The 20,088-nt window shown below is 65.3% G+C and carries 19 protein-coding genes; 14 read left to right on the top strand and 5 right to left on the bottom strand.

The genetic code is table 11. From position 1 onward, the window contains the following. Window positions 1-2 precede the first annotated feature (2 nt). Together EHH60_RS22190 and EHH60_RS22185 are read left to right on the top strand one after the other, a co-directional pair. Window positions 3-1,331, top strand: coding sequence for a glycosyltransferase family 87 protein (locus EHH60_RS22190; RefSeq protein ID WP_124161563.1), 1,329 nt, complete (start codon window positions 3-5; stop codon window positions 1,329-1,331). 25 nt (window positions 1,332-1,356) lie between these two features. Then, window positions 1,357-2,751: a M20/M25/M40 family metallo-hydrolase gene (locus EHH60_RS22185; RefSeq protein WP_124161562.1), complete on the top strand. Its 1,395-nt coding sequence runs from the start codon at window positions 1,357-1,359 to the stop codon at window positions 2,749-2,751. Between the two features lie 209 nt (window positions 2,752-2,960). On the opposite strand, the gene EHH60_RS22180 is transcribed toward EHH60_RS22185, so the two are convergent. Together EHH60_RS22180 and EHH60_RS22175 are read right to left on the bottom strand one after the other, a co-directional pair. After that, the gene (locus tag EHH60_RS22180) at window positions 2,961-3,740 is read right to left on the bottom strand and encodes a class II aldolase/adducin family protein (RefSeq protein WP_035671190.1); all 780 of its coding nucleotides are present in this window, start codon (window positions 3,738-3,740) and stop codon (window positions 2,961-2,963) included. 186 nt (window positions 3,741-3,926) lie between these two features. Further along, on the bottom strand, window positions 3,927-5,576 hold the full coding sequence (locus EHH60_RS22175; protein WP_124161561.1) for an ArnT family glycosyltransferase: 1,650 nt from the start codon (window positions 5,574-5,576) through the stop codon (window positions 3,927-3,929). Window positions 5,577-5,888: 312 nt separating this feature from the next. Between EHH60_RS22175 and EHH60_RS22170 the strand changes: the two genes are divergently transcribed. Both EHH60_RS22170 and EHH60_RS22165 read left to right on the top strand, forming a co-directional pair. Then, window positions 5,889-6,713, top strand: a complete 825-nt coding sequence (locus tag EHH60_RS22170) for a DUF308 domain-containing protein (protein ID WP_199751740.1) — start codon at window positions 5,889-5,891, stop codon at window positions 6,711-6,713. 144 nt (window positions 6,714-6,857) lie between these two features. After that, window positions 6,858-7,274 (top strand): Ros/MucR family transcriptional regulator, encoded by a 417-nt coding sequence (locus tag EHH60_RS22165; RefSeq protein ID WP_036005917.1) that lies wholly within the window; start codon window positions 6,858-6,860, stop codon window positions 7,272-7,274. A gap of 4 nt (window positions 7,275-7,278) precedes the next feature. Here EHH60_RS22165 and EHH60_RS22160 read toward each other — a convergent pair whose 3' ends face one another. Both EHH60_RS22160 and EHH60_RS22155 read right to left on the bottom strand, forming a co-directional pair. Next, on the bottom strand, window positions 7,279-7,707 hold the full coding sequence (locus tag EHH60_RS22160; protein WP_124161559.1) for a SufE family protein: 429 nt from the start codon (window positions 7,705-7,707) through the stop codon (window positions 7,279-7,281). A 67-nt stretch (window positions 7,708-7,774) separates the two neighbouring features. Continuing rightward, the gene (locus EHH60_RS22155) at window positions 7,775-8,218 is read right to left on the bottom strand and encodes a DUF5330 domain-containing protein (protein ID WP_124161558.1); all 444 of its coding nucleotides are present in this window, start codon (window positions 8,216-8,218) and stop codon (window positions 7,775-7,777) included. Between the two features lie 409 nt (window positions 8,219-8,627). Between EHH60_RS22155 and EHH60_RS22150 the strand changes: the two genes are divergently transcribed. From EHH60_RS22150 to EHH60_RS22135, 4 genes are all read left to right on the top strand, one after another. Then, complete coding sequence (locus tag EHH60_RS22150; RefSeq protein ID WP_199751737.1) at window positions 8,628-10,496, top strand: PAS domain-containing sensor histidine kinase; 1,869 nt, start codon at window positions 8,628-8,630, stop codon at window positions 10,494-10,496. Next, window positions 10,489-11,190 carry a peptidoglycan-binding domain-containing protein gene (locus tag EHH60_RS22145; protein ID WP_124161556.1) on the top strand — a complete coding sequence of 234 codons (702 nt, stop codon included), beginning with the start codon at window positions 10,489-10,491 and terminating at the stop codon, window positions 11,188-11,190. Before EHH60_RS22150 ends, EHH60_RS22145 begins: the two co-directional genes overlap by 8 nt. Window positions 11,191-11,345: 155 nt before the next feature. Next, window positions 11,346-11,561 (top strand): hypothetical protein, encoded by a 216-nt coding sequence (locus EHH60_RS22140; RefSeq protein WP_199751734.1) that lies wholly within the window; start codon window positions 11,346-11,348, stop codon window positions 11,559-11,561. Between the two features lie 53 nt (window positions 11,562-11,614). After that, the gene (locus tag EHH60_RS22135; protein WP_124161554.1) at window positions 11,615-11,959 is read left to right on the top strand and encodes a DUF1491 family protein; all 345 of its coding nucleotides are present in this window, start codon (window positions 11,615-11,617) and stop codon (window positions 11,957-11,959) included. 183 nt (window positions 11,960-12,142) lie between these two features. Here the strand turns inward: EHH60_RS22135 and EHH60_RS22130 are convergent, their stop codons facing one another. Further along, window positions 12,143-13,120, bottom strand: a complete 978-nt coding sequence (locus EHH60_RS22130) for a DUF2336 domain-containing protein (protein ID WP_124161553.1) — start codon at window positions 13,118-13,120, stop codon at window positions 12,143-12,145. 254 nt (window positions 13,121-13,374) lie between these two features. On the opposite strand from EHH60_RS22130, the gene EHH60_RS22125 reads away from it, so the two are divergent. The 6 genes from EHH60_RS22125 to EHH60_RS22100 all read left to right on the top strand — a co-directional run bounded on the left by EHH60_RS22125 (window position 13,375) and on the right by EHH60_RS22100 (window position 19,414). Next, a complete protein-coding gene (locus EHH60_RS22125) occupies window positions 13,375-13,563 on the top strand; it encodes a hypothetical protein (RefSeq protein WP_035699736.1) in 189 nt (62 codons plus the stop codon). 16 nt (window positions 13,564-13,579) lie between these two features. Further along, window positions 13,580-14,341: a hypothetical protein gene (locus EHH60_RS22120; RefSeq protein WP_124161552.1), complete on the top strand. Its 762-nt coding sequence runs from the start codon at window positions 13,580-13,582 to the stop codon at window positions 14,339-14,341. 223 nt (window positions 14,342-14,564) lie between these two features. Further along, window positions 14,565-17,981 (top strand): CHAT domain-containing protein, encoded by a 3,417-nt coding sequence (locus EHH60_RS22115; RefSeq protein ID WP_124161551.1) that lies wholly within the window; start codon window positions 14,565-14,567, stop codon window positions 17,979-17,981. A gap of 25 nt (window positions 17,982-18,006) precedes the next feature. Continuing rightward, complete coding sequence (locus EHH60_RS22110; RefSeq protein ID WP_124161550.1) at window positions 18,007-18,450, top strand: hypothetical protein; 444 nt, start codon at window positions 18,007-18,009, stop codon at window positions 18,448-18,450. Further along, a complete protein-coding gene (locus EHH60_RS22105; protein ID WP_124161549.1) occupies window positions 18,447-18,644 on the top strand; it encodes a hypothetical protein in 198 nt (65 codons plus the stop codon). Before EHH60_RS22110 ends, EHH60_RS22105 begins: the two co-directional genes overlap by 4 nt. Before the next feature lie 2 nt (window positions 18,645-18,646). Further along, window positions 18,647-19,414, top strand: a complete 768-nt coding sequence (locus tag EHH60_RS22100) for a hypothetical protein (protein WP_124161548.1) — start codon at window positions 18,647-18,649, stop codon at window positions 19,412-19,414. Window positions 19,415-20,088 lie beyond the last annotated feature (674 nt).

Below are 20,088 nucleotides of genomic sequence, written 5' to 3'. Positions count from 1 at the left end.
CCGTGACCCCGCCCGCCCCCTTAGCCAAGCCTGATGCGCCGAGACGTCTGTCGCTGCGTGCGCCGCTGGATCTGCTTTTTCTGTTCTGCTGCGTGGTGCTGACGGCCGACGTGCTGGTCCCCGAGATTTTCGGCCACGGCAAGACCAAGGACTACTTGCTCTGGTACTGGGCCGGACAGCAGGTCTTGCAAGGTGGGCCGCTCTATCCTGCTATGGCCCGCGACTATTTCGACTTCATCTATCCGCCCCTGCCTGCGATCCTGCTGGCGATCCCGACCTGGTTCGGCAAGATTCCGCTCTATGTCGTCCTGTCGATCTTGAATGCTGTGGCGTGGTGGTACACCGGGACGTTCTCCCAAGTCATGACAGGCTCGGACCGCAAGCCTGGCCGCTGGCTGGAGGCGCTGCCGGTCCTGGTCACGGTGGCCTTCGTGTTCGACATGTTCGATCTGGGCCAGCCGAATCTCGTCCTGCTCGCGATGATGCTCTATGGCTTCTGGAGTCTGCGGCACCAGCGGGCGTGGCTCGCCGGCTTCTTGTTCGCGCTCGCCGCCGCCATCAAGGTGTTTCCGATCGCTGTGCTGCCCTATCTGCTCTGGCGGCGGAAGTGGGCCGCCCTTGTCAGCACCATCGCCTTCATCGGCATTCTTCTCTATTTCGTGCCGGCGCCGATCCGTGGCTTCGAGCGCAACGCGGCCGAACTTGCGACCTGGTACCAGGGCATGGTCGGGACGAACTCGGAGAAAGGCTTTGGCCAGCGTGACGAACAGAACTGGTCGTGGGTCAACCAGTCCCTCATCGCCGTCACGCATCGCCTGGTCCGGCCGATCAACTACAATCAGGACGATCCCAGCAAACCGCCGCGCACGATCAATGTGGTCGAGGTCGACTACAGGACGGCGAACTGGATCGTGCTTGCGGTTTCGGCGTTGCTCGGGCTCGGCTTCATCGCGATCATGCCAGGGCAGGCGCGGCGAACGGCGCGCTCGGATGCCGAGGAACTCGGCATTCTGTTCTGCCTGATCACGGTGGCCTCGCCTCTGGCCCGGCAATACTACTTCATGTGGCTGTTCTTCCCGATCACGGTATTGATCCATCGCGCCGCATTCGACGCGCGGGCGCATGTGCGCGTGGGAACCTGGCTTGCTTTGGGGGCCGCCGGCGTCCTCATGCTGCTGTCGCTGCCGTGGTTTCCCAAGGTCATCCAGGCCTGTGGCAACAACCTCGCTGCGACGGCCGTCCTCGCAGGGTGTCTCGCCTGGCACATCCGGCATCCGCCGGTTGCGGCTGGCCCCAAGGCCGCGCCGGCGTTAAAAGCGCAGACATCTTGAGACCCCCGCAATCAGGAACACGACAATGTCAAACACGCAGCTTCAATCCGTGCTCGACCACATCGACAAGGATTTCGACAACAGCCTGGAGCGCCTGTTCTCGTTGTTGCGGATCAAGTCGATCTCGGCCGATCCGGCTTTTGCGGATGATTGCAAGGCTGCGGCCGAGCATCTCGCCAGGGACATCGCCAGCTTCGGTGTCGCGACCGAGGTGAGGCCGACCGCGGGCCATCCCGCCGTCGTCGGCAGGACCGGAGCGGGCGGACGGCCGCACGTGCTGTTCTACGGCCATTACGACGTGCAGCCGGTCGACCCGCTGGCTCTCTGGCACCGTCCGCCGTTCGAGCCCGTTGTGGCGGATCATGCCGACGGCCGCAAGATCATCGTTGCGCGCGGCGCCGAGGACGACAAGGGGCAGGTGATGACCTTCGTCGAGGCCTGCCGCGCCTGGAAGAAGGTGACGGGCTCGCTGCCGGTCGACGTCACCTTCCTGATCGAGGGCGAGGAGGAGGTCGGCTCGAAGAATTTCGTGCCCTTCATCGAGGCGAACAAGCACGAGTTCAAGGCAGACTACGTGCTGGTCTGCGACACCAGCATGTGGGACAGCAACACGCCGGCGATCACGACCTCGCTGCGTGGCTTGCTCTATGAAGAGCTGAAGATCACCGCGGCCAATCGCGATTTGCATTCCGGCGTGTTCGGCGGCACCGCGATGAACCCGATCCGGGTGCTCACGAAAATTCTGGGCGGCCTGTTCGACGACGACAACCGCATCACCATCCCCGGCTTCTATGATGGTGTGAAGGATACGCCGTCCGACATCCTGGAGCAGTGGAAGAAGCTCGAATTCACGCCCGAGACCTTCCTCAAGCCGGTCGGGCTGTCGCTCCCGGCTGGCGAGAAGGGCAGGCTGCTGGTCGAGCAGGCCTCGACGCGTCCGACCTGCGACGTCAACGGCATCTGGGGCGGCTATATCGGCGAAGGCTCCAAGACCGTGATCCCCTCACATGCTTCGGCCAAGGTGTCGTTCCGCCTTGTGCAGGGCCAGGATCCCGCCAGAATCCGCAAGGCCTTCCGCGACTACGTATCGGCGCGCATTCCCGGCGACTGCAAGGTGGAGTTCGGGGACCATTCCGCTGCGCCCGCGGTGGCGCTCGACTGGACCATGAAGCCGCTCGCCGCCGCCAGCAAGGCGCTGGCCGCGGAGTGGGGCAAGGAGACTGTGCTGATGGGCTCGGGCGCCTCGATTCCGATCGTCGCCGACTTCAAACGCACGTTGGGCCTCGACTCGCTGCTGGTGGGTTTTGGCCTCGACGACGACAACATCCACTCACCGAACGAGAAATACGACCTGCGGAGCTTCCAGAAGGGCATCCGCTCCTGGGCAAGGATCCTCGCCGCGCTGGCCGAGGTGAAGTAGGGCGCGCTATCCCGTCATTGCGAACCTAGCGAAGCAATCCAGAATCTCTTCGCGGAAGCAGTCTGGATTGGTTCGTCGCAAGGGCTCCTCGCAATGTCGAGCGGAGAGGCCGACGGCCCAACAAAAACGCCGCCCGGGATTGGGCGGCGTTTCATTCCAAAAGGCGTAGAGGTTCGTTGGGCGCTACTCTACACCAGATCGAAAATATCTCAAGACCTGTAGCCGGGATTGACGCGGTCGAGCTTGCGCAGCAAGGGCGGCCACACGAGATTGGTCGCGCGCAACTCGGCGCGGTCGCGGTTCGACAGCAGCTCGGTGTTCTTGTCGATCGCGATATCGTCGACCGGATAGACCGGCGTGCCCAGCGCGCGCGTGCGCACCTGCATCGAGCAGGCGCGCTCGAGGTGATACATGCGCTCGAAGGCGGAGGCGACCGAGCGGCCAACCGTGAGCGTGCCGTGGTTGCGCAGGAGCATGTGGTTGTGGTCGCCGAGATCCTTCTGCAGCCGCGGCCGTTCGTCGTGATCGAGCGCAATGCCTTCATAATCGTGATAGGCGAGGTCGTGGGTGACGAGCTGGGCAGTCTGGTTCAGCGGCAGCAGGCCTTCGGCGCTGCTTGACACCGCAGTGCCGTCGAGCGTGTGGAGATGCAGCACGCAGATCGCGTCCTCGCGCACCTCGTGGATCGCCGAATGGATGGTGAAGCCGGCCGGGTTGATGCTGTATTCGCTCTCGGAGAGCTGGTTGCCGTGCAGGTCGACCTTGACGAGGCTCGAGGCCGTGATTTCCTCGAACATCAGCCCGTAGGGGTTGATGAGGAAGTGATGGTCGGGACCGGGCACGCGCGCGGAGATGTGGGTGTCGACCAGATCGTCCCAGCCGTACAGCGCGACGAGGCGATAGCAGGCGGCCAGATTGACCCGTTGTTGCCACTCCGCCTCCGTCATGTTCGACGGCACTTCCCTAAGGCGCGCTTCCGCTGGCGACATGGCTGATCTCTCCGAAACATCGTTGTTGCGGGGAGGGAGCGTAGTCTTGGCGGCGATCGGCAGCAAGGCGATCAAAGCGCGGCAGTCAAGCGTAGCCCGCATGGAGCGCAGGCGGAATGCTGGGAGCCCAGCCAAAGACTCCGCGATTGCGCCGCGAGGTCCGGGGCTACGCCCAAGAGGAAATCGCTACGGCGCCGGGATCGACAGCAGGGTGGAAATGCCGCGGCCGCGGATGTCGTAGACGCGGGCGAACACCACGTCGTCGCGCTTGATCTCGACCATGACGGGCGCGGTGAGGCCCTTGCAGTAGAACTCGCCGAGCGTCATGGCGAAGTCGGCCGCATTGGAATCCCAGCCGATGGTGAAGTCGGGCCCGAGCGCGACCTGGGCCGGGCGCTGCGGACCGCAGACCGCAACCTTCCATTTGCGGTTGCTGGGCGGCACTTCCTGGCGCTCGACGAGCTGCTCGCGCAGTTCGTCGGAGGCCTGCTTCAAGGCGAGGCCCCAATAGTCCAGCATGAAGCGGTCGTCGGCGCCGCGAACGGTCCCGGCGACGTGGTTGAAATGCGTGTATTGGTAGGGGTGCAGCCGGATCATCTCGGCGAGCGACAGCGCAAGGCCGAAGCAGAAGGTGGCGAGCACGACCGGTTGCCAGGTGCGGTGATTGGCGCGCAGGCGCTCCATGGCCCAGGCGAACGCGACGCCGCCGAGCACCGCCATCGGCGGGATCACGAAGACGAAATGACGGATGCCATTGTACAACGCCGGGCGCTTCACCATCGCGATCGCGAGCGGCAGGGTTGCGGCCAGCGTCAGCATCAAGAGGATGGTCTTGCGGCGCGCCGGAACCCCGCGCCGCGGCAGCATGGCGAAGGTGCCGAACACGGCGCCGGCCGTCAGCACCAGCATGACCTCGGGCAGCTGCAGCGCGAACAGCGTCGGCAGATAGGACCAGGGCATGTCGGGCACCGACACGATCGCGCCGTCGAACATCTCCTTCCACGGCTTCTCGAAGAAATGCGAGAAGTAGGTCAGCGCCTCGAAGGGATTGCCGGGCTCCATGATCGACCACGGCCAGATCAGGCCCATCACGAGGTAGCCGAGCACGAGGCCGGGCAGCAGCACATAGACGACATGGGCGAAGCGGCGGACCGATTCGCGCAAGCCTTCAGTGCGCAATTCCTCCAGGAGCAGCGGCATGAAGCCGAGCACGGCGTAGACCAGTGCGAGCCCGCCGAGAATGCGGCATCCCAGCGAAAGGCCGGCACCCAGGCCGACGATGAGGACCGTGCGTGGCGACGGCTGCGGATATTCCTCGGCGAGACGGACAAGGCCGAGCATCAGGATGATCATGGCCACCGCGAAGGGCGCATCCTTCGGGTTCATGAACATGTGGCCGTAGAAGATCGGGCAGAGCGCGAGCAGCAGGAGCGAGGCAAGACCCGCAAGAGGTCCGCCGATGCGGCGGCCGAGCCGCCACGTCACGGCAAGGCCGATCACGCCGACGATGGCGCCGACCAGGCGGCGCGTCTCGAACAACTCGAGCGGAATGAGCTTGTGCAGGAGGGCCGCGACCATGTCGAAGCCGCCGCCATACATGTAGAGATTGGCGAAGGAGAGCGCCGCGGTGTCCTTGAAGCCGGAACCGAACATCCGCAGCAGCAGGTCGGCGTATTCGGCGTGGGTGTAGTCGTCCCAGCCGAGCCCGTAGTCGCGGAAGGTCAAGCCTGCGATGACGGCGACCGCAGCCAGCACCAGCATGGCGAGATCGTCGCAGGTCCGTTCGACCGAGCGCCGAAGAGGCGTGTCGATCGCCGAAGTCGTGATGGAAGTCATGGCTATCGGTGCCCCGGAATCCCCTCTCGGCCCTGCTGGTGCGCGCGGACCTGCTCCCTAGACTCCGTATATCGCAGTTCCATTACCAAGTAATTGGGCATTATGGCTAAATTCCTGATGCGACGCAGCAATTCCGTTTATTGAGAGCAGCCTTATGCTGTACCGAGCGGGAGCTGAAGGGAATGTGAATAAGTCCCTGATTTCCTTCCCTTTAGGAACACCGCCTACAATTGGTGGTTGGCGTGGAACATCGTATGACGGTATCGTGGATAGCGGTTGTCGCGTGTGGATGCGCGGCCGGGGGTGAGTTCGATGAACTTGGCATTGTTGATCGTGGGGATTTGCGCCTTCCTGGCGGGTCTCCTTGCGATCATTTTCGGCCTGACGATCAGGGAATTCAGCCTCGGAGGAACTCTCATAATCTCCGGCGCCATTGGCGTCTGCTCCGGAATGTTACTGGTCGGCCTGCATCTCGTGGTGCTCGAGCTCAAGGGCATCGCTCGCCGGCTGGCCGCTGCGATCGCGCCGTCCGAGGTTCGGGTCAGGCCCGTGCTGCCGGGCCTCGCTGTATCAGGCACCACCGCGCCCGAGCCGGCGCCACCGTCCGCTGGTCCGCCGCCGTGGCAGAGCGAAGCTGCCGCGCGCGAGCGTCCGCGCGTCGAGGGCGCGCAGGAGGCCGAAGCCCCTGCGCCGCCTCCTGCCCCGGAAGCGCCGCGCCGGCGCAACCTGCTGTTCACCTCGATCTCGCGCAAGGAACGCGAGCGCGCGGAGGCGAAGGCCACTGAAGGTGCGCCGCAGCCGCCTGCGGAGCCCAGTGAGGCCCCTGACCATCCGCCTGCGAGCTTTGACGTTGCCTGGCCGAAGCCGGACCGTATGCGGCCGCAGGAGCCGCCGGCGGCCCCGCGCCGTCCGCCGCCGCGCTCCCCGTCGACCTTTGCGGAGGCCGCCCCGCCGCCTGCACCCGAACCGCCGCCAGCTGTCGAGCCGGCACCCGTGACCGTGCTCAAATCCGGCGTCGTCGACGGCATGGCCTATTCGCTCTATTCCGACGGCTCGATCGAGGCGCAGATGCCGGAAGGCATGATGCGCTTTGGCTCGATCGACGAGCTCCGCGCCCATCTTGACCAGCGCGCTTGAGGCCGCTGCGCATAGTCAAGCGGCGCTGTCCACCAGTCATCAGCGCCTCGTCGTCAGTCGTCCTGTTTCAGCCGAACGTGTTGTTGACATGGAATACTCTGGCGTCGTCAATCCCGTGAGACGCAAGGCGAGGGAGAGCGGCCGATGTCGGACGCGGGGGCCAAGAATTTCATCGAGCTGACGGCGAGCATCGTGTCGGCCTATCTCAGCAACAATCCGACGCCGGCAGCGGAGATTCCGAACCTGATCAGCCAGGTGCATGGCGCCCTGGTGCGGGTGTCGTCGGGCCGCACCGAGACGGCGCCGCTCGAGCCCGCAAAGCCGGCCGTGTCGCTGAAGAAGTCGATCGCGCCCGATTATCTGGTCTGTCTGGAAGACGGCAAGCGTTTCAAGTCGCTGAAGCGCCATCTGCGCACGCAATACAACATGACGCCGGAGCAATACCGCGAGAAGTGGGGCTTGCCGGCCGACTATCCCATGGTCGCCCCGAACTATGCGGTGGCACGCTCGCAGCTGGCCAAGCAGATGGGTCTCGGACAGCAGCAGCGGAAGCGGAAGTAATTTCCTACGACGCCTCCGCGAGCGCCTCCTTTGCGTCGGTCTTGATGCGCTCGACCATCGAGCGCAGGCCATTAGAGCGCTGTGGCGTCAGATGATCGCGAAAGCCGAACTCGTTGAACACGGCGATCGCGTCGGTATCGAGGATCTCTCGCGGCGTGCGGCCCGAATAGAGCGCAAGCACGATTGCGACCAGCCCGCGCACGATATGCGCGTCGCTGTCGCCGCGATATCTGAGAACCGGCTCGCCATTGCCGCGGTCGACCAGCTTCTGGAGCCAGACCTGGCTCACGCAGCCCTGCACCTTGTTGGCGGCGGAGTGTTCCGCCTCCGGCATCGGTTCCAGGGTACGGCCGAGCTCGATGACATACCGGTAGCGGTCGTCCCACTCGTCCAGAAGCTCGAAATTGTCCCTGATTTCGTCGATCGTCGTCATGCTGGCCCGTGTTCGCGTTCAGGCCAATATAGGGTCGCGAAGCCGTGAAATCGATAGGGCTTGGGGGCTAATTCGAGACCTCAGGGCCGCGCCATTCCAGCGCGAGGTCGTCCTGGGTCAGGGTGTCGCGCGGCGCTTCGCTCGCGGCAATGTCGCCTTCGCCGGCCATGGCGATCGAGCCGGTATGGTCGGGCGCCTTCTTGTTGTCGGTCTTGTTGCCGTCGTTCTTCTCGTTGGTGATCTGCTCTTTCTTGTCGTTGATGATCTGGTAGAGCTTCTTCGCGCCGTCCTGGGCCCGCTGGCCGATGATGGTCGCGGCCTGTCCGCCGACCTCGCAGGCGGCCGGCTGGCGCTTGCAGAAATGGGTCATGTCGGAGACAGCCGCGGTCGCAGCCTGCACCGCGTCGGCGGCGCCGATCTGCGGCAGCTTCTCCGATTCGGGCGTCTTGTCCCGCGGCAGGAGCACCAGTACCAGCCCGAGCCAGAATGTGATGCGAAGCAGAAAGCGCATCTTGCGACCTGTCCGTTAGATTCCGCCCGCGGCGATCTCCGCGGAAGTCGGACCTAGCAACTCTCGATAAATCGCAAGTGATTGCCTTGAGCTTAATTCGCGGAAAATTTACGCAAGATTCTTCGAAGGCGACGGTGTCGTAAATTTTCGATTGACGCCCGCGCCGCGGTTCTGCTGGCCGCCCGCATCCACCAATTCGAAACCATGCGGCGGAAGGTGAAACCCTGTGTTCACCATCCCGACCGAAGACGTCGCCAAATCGTCTAAAAAGCTTCGCGATCGCGCGGTGTCGGGCCGCACACGGCGTCGCCTTAGCACTCGTTTAAGGTCGCTCTGACACGGTGGCTCAACGACAAGGAGGCGTTCCGGCGCGTCTTCCAAGAGACGATTGAGCCGAAGCGCGAGACCCGTGACAGTTTTGAGTATCATCCGCGATTGTCTCGATGCGCTGCTGCATCCCTCCGCGCGCTACGATGCGCTGATGCGGGCGCGCCATCGTGCCTTCATGGCGCCGCGGCTGCTCGGCAGCCTGGCCGCCTTTGCCGCATTCCCGGTTTATCTCGCCATGCGTGGCGCCCCGAGCGCAGTCGAGGTCGCGGCCTTTGCATGGCTGATCGCGCCCATCATGCTGTCCTGGTTCCTTTCGCGCACCGGACGCTACGAAGGCGCGCATGTGCTGTCGTCGCTGGCGCTCGTCGGCCTGATCATGGCGGTCGCGGTCACGACGGGCGGCATCCAGTCATTCGCCGCGGTCTGGCTGGTCGTGGTTCCCCTCGAAGCCGCGCTGTCGGGCTCGCGCCGCGTCGCGGCTTTCGCTTCGCTGCTCGCGCTGTCCTGCGCCGGGATGCTGATCCTGATCGGCCAGCTCGGCTGGCTGCCGCTGGAGGAGCCGAGCGCGGCCGAGCGCGGCGTACTGATGGCCCTCGGCGTTGCGTCTGCGACTCTCTATGCCGCAGGCCTCGCCTTCGGTGCGGAATCGCTCGCGCGCACCAGCGTCGCGCTGTTGTCGCGCGAGGAGGAGCGTTACCGTCTGCTCGCGCGCAACATGAGCGATGTCATTTCGCGACATCAGCCTAACGGTGCGGTGCAGTTCATCTCGCCGGCGGTGGAGGCCATGCTCGGCGTGCAAGTGGAGCAACTGCTCGGCCACGGCCTGTTCGACCGCGTCCATGTCGCCGACCGGCCGGCCTATCTCACCGCTCTGTCGGATGCGGCGCGCGGCGACGTCGCAAGCGTCGAGTTTCGGCTGCGGCGGGAGCCCGTTGGTTCCGAGCGCGGTGAGGTCGATTTCATCTGGGTCGAGATGCGCTGCCGCCCGCTCGACCCGGATCTCGGCCGCCGGCATACGGATCGTGATTCCACCCGTGAGGTCGAAGTCGTCGCGGTCATGCGCGACGTCACCGACCGCAAGCTTTTCGAGCAGGCGCTGGATCAGGCGCGCAGCGCCGCCGAGGCGGCCGATGCCGCCAAGACCGGCTTTCTCGCCACCATGAGCCACGAACTGCGCACACCGCTCAACGCCATCATCGGCTTCTCCGAGATGATCGCGCAGGAGCACAGCCTGATGCTGGGGGCGGCCCAGCGCAAGGAATACGCCCAGCTCATCAACGATTCCGGCCAGCATCTGCTGTCGGTCGTCAACGGCATCCTGGACATGTCGAAGATGGAGTCGGGCAATTTCGAGATTGCGTCCGAGCCGTTCGCGCCGCGCGCGTCGCTGCTGCATTGCTGCAATTTGCTGGCGCTGAAGGCGCGGGAGAACGGCATCGACCTGATCACCGACGCGCCGCAGGACCTGCCCGTCATGACCGGCGATCCCAGGGCGTTCAAGCAGATCGTGCTCAACCTGGTCGCCAATGCCATCAAGTTCACCGAGCGCGGCGGCCAGGTCTCCGTATCAGCCGCGGTGTCGGGTTCGCAGTTGACGCTGCGCATCAGCGACACCGGCGTCGGCATCGCAGCCGACGACCTCAAGCGCATCGGCGCGCCGTTCTTCCAGGCCGGCAGGACCTATCAGCGCCGTCACGAAGGCACCGGTCTCGGACTTTCGATCGTGAAGAGTCTCGTGGCGTTGCATCTCGGCGAATTGACGGTACAAAGCAGGTTAGGAGAGGGCACCGCCGTCACCGTCAAGCTGCCGCTCGTCTACACGCCGCCCCAGGTCAGGCCGGCCGAGAGCAACATCGCGACGCTGACGCCGGTGCTGCGCCAGGACCTTCAAGACCAAACTCACGACCAGTCTCAGGACCAACCCGCTCTGGTGAAGAAAAGTGCCTAGGAAGTCTGCCAAGGATGAAGCCGCTCCGCGCCGCCGTGGCGCGAAGGCCGCGGCCGTCGATGTCGAGACCGAACGCAACCTCGTGATGCGCGTGCTGCTGAACAGCCCCAAGGATACGCTGGCCGGCCTCGTCGCCGCCGCGGCGATCAGTGCGATCGTTGCCAATGCGCTGTTCCTGCAGACCGGCCGGCACCCCGCGCCGATGTTCGGCACGGTGATCAATCTTCCCGCGCCGTCGTCCGTGCCGCTGTCGAACCCGATGCCGCGTCCGCGCCCCGTCGGCGCCGATACATCGCCGCTCGAGCCGCGAGCGACGGAGTTTCGCGTCGAGCCCAAACCTGCCGAGCGTGCCGTCGAAAAGGCGCCCGAAAAGCCCGTCGAGGCGACCGCCTCGACGCGCTCGAACGATCCCATGACCAGCCTGGTCAAGGCGACGACCTCGACGCCGCCCGCGGCCCTGCGTCCGCCGGCGCCGATTCCGGCGCAAAGCCCGGCCGCGCGGCGTATCGCCGGCGTGCAGCGCGCGCTGTCCGAATATGGCTACGGCAATCTGAAGATCACCGGCACGATGGGCGGCGAGACCCAGTCCGCGATCCAGAAGTTCGAGCGCGAGCACAAGATGCCCGTCACCGGCCAGGTGTCCGATCGGCTGCTGCGCGAACTCGCTGCTGCGATCGGACATCCCGTTGAATAGCCGCACGTCAAACCGGCATTGACGTAAATCAATTCCGACGTCCGACGCCCGCACAACAGGCCAGGTCCGCAAGAGCGCGATTTGCGTGGGATCAATGACGGCGGGCGGCTTCGGGGAACATGATCACTCATCCTCATCAAGGTAGAGAGGTCGTCATGTTCAAGGTTTCGATTCTCGTCTGGATCATGCTCGGCACGACGCTGGCGGGCATCAGCCTGATCGTGGTGCTGATGGTGCCGAGCTTCGCCGCCGACGCCATCAGGAACATCCCCTATGCCGTGGCCGTGGGATTTGCGCTCGCGATGCCGCTGTCATATTTCGTCGCGACCCAGATTCGCGGCGGCCAGGGCGGCGGCGCGCGCAAGGCGTGAGTCTCACGACGTGAGGCTGGCGTGAGACCTCGTGCTGGCCTATCGTCGAATTCATGCGTTTGAAATCTAACATTTGGGTGGCGGCTTACTTGCGCCGCTGCCAGACCGAGGGCGTGTTCGGCGCCGTGCGCCGCCGCGGCGCCGAGGAGGCGGGCGCGGTGTTCGTCAAGGTGTCGCTGCTCGATGGCAATGCGATGCTGTATGCGCCGGCGCCGCAGACCGTCTATGACGACGGCCGGCCCATCGATCGCTTCTTCGTGCCCGTGTCGCCGCAGCCTCTGCCGGAGCACACGATCGAGGAGCGGCTGATCAAGGAAATCCGCTTCGATCCCGACGCGTGGATCGTCGAGACCGAGGATCGCGCGGGCCGGCATTTTCTGGAATTGGCGAAGACGTAGCTGCTGCTCCAGGATCATTGCGAGCCAACGGGTCCGCGCGAACCGCGGCCCGATGACAGGCTCCGCGAAGCAATCCAGAATCTTTCCGCGGAGGGACTCCGGATTGCTTCGCTGCGCTCGCAATGACGAGCTTGTGGAGGCGTTGCGCACCCCACATCCAATATCGCTGCCTCATGGCCGGCTTTACCGGTCCGACGACCCGCCGGTGCCCTTCCGCACCCCCGGCGCGGAGCCCGGCTGCGCGCCAGGCCGCGTCTGGCTCGCGCCGCCACGTGCGCGCTGGCGTTCGCCGTCGTGCAGCGCTGCCTGGTACTTTGCGCGCGTGACAGCGAGCGTCGAGCCGCGCCAGGCCGCCAGCATCACCAGCGCCGAGTGCTCGGCGAGGCGGTCGTAAAGCCGCGACAGCCGGTACACGGCGTTCACGGAGGTGCCGATCTCCGGCTTGAAGAACAGCAGGATGCGCTGGAAGACCGGGCTCGGCATGTCGAGAGCGCGCGCGGCGACCGCGAGTGCCTCGCCGCCGGCATCGTCGACGATCTGGGCTGCGGCGCGCGAGGGCAGGATCAGGCTGTCGCCGAGCTCGAAGGTGAAGTTCTCGACGTCGCCCGCGATCGCCGCCATTTCCAGGATCTGGATCGCGCGCTTGGCGCGCACGGTCGGGATGCGAGGGGCGGCCTTCAGCGGGGTCTGCGCCAGATTGTGCAGGATCAGCGCGCGCTGGGAGGCCCCGGCGCGGAAGAATATGTCGTGGATCTCGGCCGCCTCCTTCGGCTGCATCGCCATGTCGGCGGCCATGCGCTGCTCGGCTTCGGTCGGCGCGCGTGCCGGAGAGGGGCCGGCCGGCGGGGCGGGGAGCCCCCGGGCCAGTGGAACCCTGCGCCCTTCCTGTGTCGCGACCAGCCCGAGCTTCTGCAGGATCGGGACGGGCGTCTGCGGATAGACCGCGAGCCGCGCCTTTACGGCGGCGCGCGTCGCATCGTCGACCTGGTCGATCAGCCGCGTGGCGAGCTCGACGAACTGCCGCTGCTCATCGTCGCTGTGGGTGCCGGTCTGGACATACAGGTCGGTCAGCACGCGCAGCAGCGTCGGACGGACATCGACACCTTCGCGACGGGACAGGGTCATCAGCCCGTCGAATCCGGGAAACAGCGACTTGCTCATGGAGGCGTACGCAACTCGGAAAAAGATACTCGCGAGCGAGTCTAGCGCAGGTTCTTTTAAAGCCTCGTTAAGGAAAACGAGGCGTGAAGCCGACTGTGGAATTCGAGGCGTTGTCGTGCCGCAACGGGACGCCGCGCCTGACCCGTGTGGTTACGGTCCGCAGGCCGCGTTTACACCCCGTTAACCATGAGCTGATCTTAATGAACGAATATTGCTGGGGCGCGTTCGCTCGCGCGGCAATTGAGAGAGCTGACATGGGGACCATCATCGAATTTCCGGCCGGTCGCCGGGTGGGCTCGTCGGGGGATGTCGCTCCGCGCGCGGACATGGGAACGGTGCTGATCCTTCCCGTGATCCGGATCGAGCGTGAGGCGGACGAAACCAGCGGCGATCGCGGGCCGGAGCAGGGCGCAGCGCCGGGGCGCCGTCGTCGCCGTCGCTGACATCCGGCCTCATGCAATGCCGGAATCCATCCGCCAGATCCGGCCTGTCCGATCGGCCGTCCTGCTCGCCCTGCTAGGCGCGGGGCTCTGCGCCTGCAGCGGCGGCGATTTCGGCCGCACCCGCGCCGACATGCGCAGCGACGACATGCATCGCTGGCTGGGCGCCGAGGTCACCTCGAGCGTCGGCCTGAGGCCCTCGCAGTTCCAGCTCACCGACGAGGAGCGTCAGCTTCGCGACCTCGCCTATCCCATGATCGAGCCGCCGCTGTCGCGGCCGGCCTGGAAGAGCGTGTTCGGCGACTACAAGGCGCTGCCATCGCCCTGGCGGCAGAAGATCTTGTTCGACCGCACCATGTACGGACGGACGCTGATCGACGAGCCGCACCGCTCGCATTCCTCGCGCTATGCGCAGCTGATCGAGGACGTCCGCAACGACATCACCCGGTTCGAGCCGTTCTTCGCCAGCGCGATCCGCGTCATCGATCTCGACAGGAAGCGCGATGCCAGTATGGCGCGCGTCTCCGCGCTCTCGCCGAGGGAAAGGGAGGACGCGGTCGCGCGCATGCAGGAGAACTCGCTGATCGTGCAGTGGGTGCAGCAATGCCTGGAGCAGCGCGTCTCATCGTACCGCTGGGCGCTGGAGCGCCTGGTGATCCAGGCTCCCGACGGCATGGCCGCCGACGCCGATCGCCTGATCGGCGAACTGGCCGCCCAGACTGCCAATCCGCCGGTCGCGGCACAGCCGCCCTATGGCCGGGCGGTCATCTCGAAGGGCTGATCATACAACGCCGCCGCTGGCCGAGTGCAGCCATCTCGCCCTCGCGGCAAAATCAGCAAGTTGACCTGAGGCGCCCACCCATCCCCGGACCTCGCCGGCCGTAGCGCCTAGCCCCATTGAGGCATCTGGGAACCGCCTTGATGGCCCTTGTCCTTCCGTGCGGTCCGGATAGGATCATCTCGTTTATTGTTTATTCAAGTCATTTTTCCAAAGGTTGTTCGAGATGAGCTTAGACGCCATTGGTCCGTTTAAGAGCCGTCTGGACGTTACCCCACGCCAATTGTTGGCACTCGCCCTTCTGCTCGGATCGGCCGGCTCCGCAGCCGCGCTGACCAAGGAGGCGGCGATCGAGAACTGCCGGATGACTGTCGGCAGGCCGATCGTGCAGGCCTGCATGCGTGCAGGTGGCGGGCCGGCTGGCGGTGCCAATCTCGAAGCTTGCCGCGCCAAGGCCTCAACCCAGGTCAGGGCCTGCGTGATGGCGGCGCTGAACGCCGCCAATGGCCGTGCCAACGTCGCAGTCGAGCTTCCCAAGGAAATGGCACCCAAGCTCGAGGCGGGCACCGTGCTCCCGAAGGACTTCGTTGCGCCGCCGCGCAGCATCGCCGACATCACGGCGATCCTCGACGGCGACAAGCCCGACGAGAAGACGATCGCGGAATTGAAGTCGGACGCCGAAGCCGTGCCGACCGGCAAGGAATCCCGTCAGGATCTCGCCCAGCTCTATTTCGATCGCGCCAATGCGCGCGCGCAACTCGGCCGGCTCGCCGAAGCGATGTCCGACGCCGACAAGGCCGTGGAAGTCGGGCGCGGCGCCGTCAGTCCGAGCTTGCTGGCGCGGATGTTTCAGCTTCAGTCCCTGCAGCACGCTCTTGCGGGGGACCCGAAGCGCGCGCTCGAGATCATGCAAAGGCTTTTGCGCGAAGCGGCCAGCATGCCGGGCGCCAAGGGATGGCAGTTCAACACCAACCGCGCGATCGCCGCCGTTCTCATCCAGATGGGCGACGTCGCGCAGGCTGAGGCCTATCTGCGCCGCAGCCAGACCGCGATCCAGGAGGCCCGGACCAGCGGCCATCCCAATTGGCGATCGGCTTATTCCAGGTTTGGCCAGAGCTGGGAAGGCGAGCTGGAGCTGGCTCGCGCCCTGATTTTCGAGGCGCGCGGACAGTTTGCCGACGCCGAGACCGCCTATCGCAATGCGGAGGTGCGCAAGCGCGCGAGCACGAAGGCGATCATGGAATCGGACAACGCGCCGGCGGAAACACTCCTGCAGCAGGCGATCGACGGCACCGTGTTGAACCAGGCGCGGATGAAGGCGAAGCAGGGCAGGCTCGCTGAAGCCGAGTCGGACGCGCGCCGCGCGCTGCTGTCGCGCCTGAAGGACACCGGCAAGTACAATCCCGTCACGCCGCGTTTCGTGATGGGGCTGGCGGGCATTCTGGTCGATCAGGGCCGTTACGAGGAGGCCGAGAAGCTCGGACGTGTGGCGCTCGAGATCAACAAGAGCGTGGGTGTGCCGGAGGACTCGCAAGCGACGGTGCAATTGTTGTCGCAGCTCGCCGGCATTCTGACGCTTCGGCGCCAGAATGCCGAGGCGAATGCGATATTTGCGAGGATCGACAAGGCCGTGGCCAGCTGGGATCCGCAGCGCCGTCAGGTTTTCGAACTCAATCCGTCCCGGATCCTATCGCTTTATGGCTCCGGTCAGTTGGACGCAGGCATCGCCGCGGCCGAGCAGCTCGTGAAGAAGCAGATCGCTCGGGTCGGCGAGAATCATTTCGATTCCGCCTCGGCGCGCGGCACGCTGGCGGTCGGACTGATGCGCGCACGGCGCGATGCTGAAGCCATCCGGGAGTTCAAGGCTGCGATCCCGGTCATGGTGGCGAGCGCCGGAGAAAACGCCGACGACGAGAACACGACGGTGGTGGCCGCGCGCAGCCAGCGGCTGCAGACCATCGTGGAGAGCTATCTGCTGCTGCTTGCCAGGGCCGTCGGAACCGGCAAGGAGGTCGGCGAAGAGACGTTCGGCCTCGCTGATGCTGTCCGCGGCCGTTCGGTGCAGCAGGCGCTGGCGGCTTCGAGCGCGCGTGCGGCTGCAAAGGACCCTGCGCTTGCCGAACTCGTGCGCAAGGAGCAGGACCTCAACAAGCAGGTCAACGCCCAGCTCGGCACGCTCAACAACGTGCTCGCGCTTCCCGCGGCGGAACGGGACGAGAAGGGCGTCGCGCAAATCCAGGCTTCGATCAGCGCCTTGCGCGCGCAGCGCGACAAGGCGCGCCAGGAGATCAAGCAGAAGTTCCCGATCTACGCCGATCTCGTCTCGCCCAGGCCGCCCAGCGTCGCCGAGATCCGCACCACGCTGGCCGACGATGAGGCCATGCTGTCGTTCTATTTCGGCCAGAACGGCAGTTTCGTCTGGGCCGTGCCGAAGTCGGGGCCGGTGGCATTCGCCGCCGTCCAGGCCAGGATCGGCGACATCGAGACGAAGATACGCAAGCTGCGCGAAGCGCTCGAGCCGCAAGCTGCGATGATCTCTGACATTCCGCCGTTCGACCTCAAGCTCGGCTACGAGCTCTACGAACTGCTTCTCAAGCCGGTCGAGAGCGGCTGGAAGCCGGCGAGGAACGTGATCGTGGTGACCAACGGCGCGCTGGGATTGTTGCCGCTGTCCTTGTTGCCGACGGCGCCGGCGGAAGTTGCCGCCGACGAGGACCCGCTCTTCATCGGCTATCGCAAGGTCCCGTGGCTCGCGCGGACGCATGCCGTGTCGACGGTGCCTTCGGCGGCGGCGTTGCGCACGCTGCGGCAATTGCCGCCGGGCAGGCCCGGCCGCGGCGACCTCGTGGCCTTTGGCGATCCCTATTTCAACAGCGAGCAGCAGGCCGAGGCGGAAGGCGAAGGGGAGAAGGTTCAGATCGCCGACGGCGGTGGCAATATCACACGCGGAGGCCCGCTGAAGCGGCGCAACAGTCCAAGGCTCGAAGGCGTCGACAGCGCCGAGCTCGGTCTCCTGCCTCGTCTGCCCGATACCGCCGACGAGTTGAAATCGATCGCGCTGGCCTTGCAGGCGGATCCCTCCAAGGTGCTGTTTCTCGGCAAAAGCGCGACCGAGAGCGCGGTGAAGACCATGAATCTGTCCGGCTTCAGGATCCTGGCCTTTGCCACCCACGGACTGGTCCCGGGCGAGCTGAACGGGCTGACGCAGCCGGCGCTCGCTTTGTCGTCGCCGGCGGTGACCGGGGAGGGCGGCGACGGCCTCCTGACCATGGAGGAGATCCTCGGCCTCAAGCTGGACGCGGACTGGGTCATTCTCTCGGCCTGCAACACCGGCGCCGGCGCTGGAGCAGGGGCCGAGGCCGCATCCGGGCTTGGGCGCGCGTTTTTCTACGCCGGAACGCGCGCGCTGCTGGTGACGAACTGGTCGGTCCATTCGCAGTCGGCGCGGCAATTGGTGACCGACCTGTTCAAGCGGCAGGCCGACGATCCCAAGCTGTCGCGCAGCGAAGCGCTGCGCCAGGCGGCGATGGCCCTCGTCGATGGTCCGGGCTATCTCAACAGCGAAGGCAAGACCGAGTTTGCCTATGCGCATCCGCTGTTCTGGGCACCGTACACCATCATCGGCGATGGCGGCTTTCGTTGACGAACAGGGAGGAGGGGCAGGGAAAATGAAGCGGAAAGTCTTGTTGGGCCTTGTGGCTGCAGGTTTGTCGTTCTCGGCACCGTCGCGCGCCACGCTGTTGATCTCGGAGGAGGAAGCGAAATTGCCGCCGCCGAAGGGAGCGGTTGCCGTCGATCAGCGCGGCATCCTGCGCGGTCCCAAGGTCGAGTTCGTCTCGCCGGGCGCCTCGGCAAGCTCACCTCTCCGGCTGGTGTTGAAATTTCAATCCTATGGCGGGGCAAAGATCGATCCGGAGTCGGTCAAGGTGATCTTCCTCCGGACGCCGAACGTCGACCTGACCCCTCGGGTCAAGCCCTTCGTGCAGGCCGACGGCATCAACATGCAGGATGCGGAGCTGCCGCCCGGCGAATACACGGTGCGCGTCGATATCAAGGACAGCGATGGCCGGCCGGGCACGACCGTCTTCACCCTGAAGGTCGCACCCAAGTGACGTGTCCTTACTGCCGGTCCGAGAGTGCAGAGGGAGCGCTGGTTTGCGCCTCGTGCGGGTGCGACATCGCCGTTCCCGCCACGCTGCTCGCGGAGCGCGACGATCTGCTGCGCAAGCGCGAGAAGCTGCGCGATGAACTGCGGCGGGCCAGGGACGAGGTCGAAGCCATCATGAGGCGGAGAAAGTCGCGCTAGCGATGGAATGTCCGTTTTGCGCCGAGACGATCAAGGACGAAGCCATCGCGTGCAAGCATTGTTCGCGAGACTTGCGCGTCGTACGGCCGACGCTTATCGAGATCGAGGAGATCGTCGCCGAGCTGGACAAGCTCAGGCGCGATCTCGACCGCGTCAATGTCCGCCTCGAACGCTACAACAATCCGCTGCGCTATTTTGGAACGCATGCGGTGCTCTATATCTTGATTCCGTCCCTGCTGCTGGTGATCGCGCATGTGCTCGTGACCATCACCTTCAACGTGTCGCCGATCCCGCTTCGGATTGCATCGATCGTCATCCCGCTCCTGTTCGGATTCGTGGCCTATCCGCTGCACCGGGTCTCCGCCCTGACGGCATTCGTGCTGGCGTTCCTGGCCGCAGGCGTCAGCATTCTCGCGATGCTGACGGTCACCGGCCTGCACGATGATGTCCCGATCTTGCCGACGGTCTGGATCGAGTGGCAGGAGGTCTTCGAATATGGCGCGAGCATCCTACTCGCTTTCGTCTCCGGAAACATTCTCAGCGTCGTGATCTTCCAGATCCTGCCGCGTGTGCTGACCCAGGGCGGTAAGCCGAATGCGTTCGCCTTCCGCGTGGCGCGCCTGCTGGGGCAGCACGTCGGCGAGGAGCAGCTGCGCCGCCGCGCCCGCCTGATCCAGGACCTCATGCAGACGGCGGGGCCGCTTGCCGGCGTCGCTGCGACCGGTGTCGGCTCCATCTACGCCGGACTGAAGGGCTTCTTGCTCGGATAGCGGAAAAAGAGGCCCCAGCTCGCGGCGGTATTGGGGGGCATTGAGCTGGGGCCATCGGGGTCGCCCTTGGGGAAGGGCAGCGGGAAAACTCGGCAATTGCAGAAATGTTCCTGTCCTACGTCCAGGCCGCGAGGTGTCCAAGCCGGCGCATCCGCTCCGATGCATCACAGGGTCGCTATCCCCAGCGCCGGTCGCAGCGTGTATTTACGGCGTTCCGTTCCGCCGTTGGAACAAACAAGGCTGTGTGCGACAAGGCAGGGCGCCAGGCGGGCAAGTTGTGGCGGCGGAACGCCTGACGTCGTTGCGCCTGTTTCGCCGCTTGGACAGTGGCTCGCAGCATCCGTGGCGACAGCATCGAGCCGAGCAGTTGCTGCTCGAGCCTGGCCTCGCTTGTTGGCGAGTGGATACGGATCGTCGGGAGTGCCGGATGCATTGAGGGTACTCCAGTGGCAGGCAAGCCTGCTTGCTCATGGAGCTGCAAGCCGCCGTCGAGAAAGCACAGTCGCACTGGCGGCAACAGAACCGGAACTGACTCACTAGATTAGAGCTCTCCTCCTACATCGATGAGCCCCGCCTTGGCCCCACCTTGGAGGTTTGCGGTTCGGTTCGGCGTGTGAACTCTTCGTGACGCGCCGCCGTCATGCGCCGGTTGACAGCCCGGCTTCCCAGGTTTC

The sequence above is a fragment of the Bradyrhizobium sp. RP6 genome (genome assembly GCF_003837805.1).
Classification (GTDB): Bacteria; Pseudomonadota; Alphaproteobacteria; order Rhizobiales; family Xanthobacteraceae; genus Bradyrhizobium.
Note: the sequence above shows the minus strand (reverse complement) of the source record. Positions and strands in the feature narration are given on the sequence as shown.

What these genes read in the sequence shown, in the direction of transcription:
- EHH60_RS22165 (WP_036005917.1), top strand. Translation starts at nt 6,858, where the DNA reads ATGTCGGACGCGGGGGCCAAGAATTTCATCGAGCTGACGGCGAGCATC.
- EHH60_RS22185 (WP_124161562.1), top strand. Translation starts at nt 1,357, where the DNA reads ATGTCAAACACGCAGCTTCAATCCGTGCTCGACCACATCGACAAGGAT.
- EHH60_RS22155 (WP_124161558.1), bottom strand. Translation starts at nt 8,218, where the DNA reads ATGCGCTTTCTGCTTCGCATCACATTCTGGCTCGGGCTGGTACTGGTG.
- EHH60_RS22140 (WP_199751734.1), top strand. Translation starts at nt 11,346, where the DNA reads ATGTTCAAGGTTTCGATTCTCGTCTGGATCATGCTCGGCACGACGCTG.
- EHH60_RS22130 (WP_124161553.1), bottom strand. Translation starts at nt 13,120, where the DNA reads ATGAGCAAGTCGCTGTTTCCCGGATTCGACGGGCTGATGACCCTGTCC.
- EHH60_RS22110 (WP_124161550.1), top strand. Translation starts at nt 18,007, where the DNA reads ATGAAGCGGAAAGTCTTGTTGGGCCTTGTGGCTGCAGGTTTGTCGTTC.
- EHH60_RS22135 (WP_124161554.1), top strand. Translation starts at nt 11,615, where the DNA reads ATGCGTTTGAAATCTAACATTTGGGTGGCGGCTTACTTGCGCCGCTGC.
- EHH60_RS22170 (WP_199751740.1), top strand. Translation starts at nt 5,889, where the DNA reads ATGAACTTGGCATTGTTGATCGTGGGGATTTGCGCCTTCCTGGCGGGT.
- EHH60_RS22120 (WP_124161552.1), top strand. Translation starts at nt 13,580, where the DNA reads ATGCCGGAATCCATCCGCCAGATCCGGCCTGTCCGATCGGCCGTCCTG.
- EHH60_RS22100 (WP_124161548.1), top strand. Translation starts at nt 18,647, where the DNA reads ATGGAATGTCCGTTTTGCGCCGAGACGATCAAGGACGAAGCCATCGCG.
- EHH60_RS22115 (WP_124161551.1), top strand. Translation starts at nt 14,565, where the DNA reads ATGAGCTTAGACGCCATTGGTCCGTTTAAGAGCCGTCTGGACGTTACC.
- EHH60_RS22175 (WP_124161561.1), bottom strand. Translation starts at nt 5,576, where the DNA reads ATGACTTCCATCACGACTTCGGCGATCGACACGCCTCTTCGGCGCTCG.
- EHH60_RS22125 (WP_035699736.1), top strand. Translation starts at nt 13,375, where the DNA reads ATGGGGACCATCATCGAATTTCCGGCCGGTCGCCGGGTGGGCTCGTCG.
- EHH60_RS22180 (WP_035671190.1), bottom strand. Translation starts at nt 3,740, where the DNA reads ATGTCGCCAGCGGAAGCGCGCCTTAGGGAAGTGCCGTCGAACATGACG.
- EHH60_RS22160 (WP_124161559.1), bottom strand. Translation starts at nt 7,707, where the DNA reads ATGACGACGATCGACGAAATCAGGGACAATTTCGAGCTTCTGGACGAG.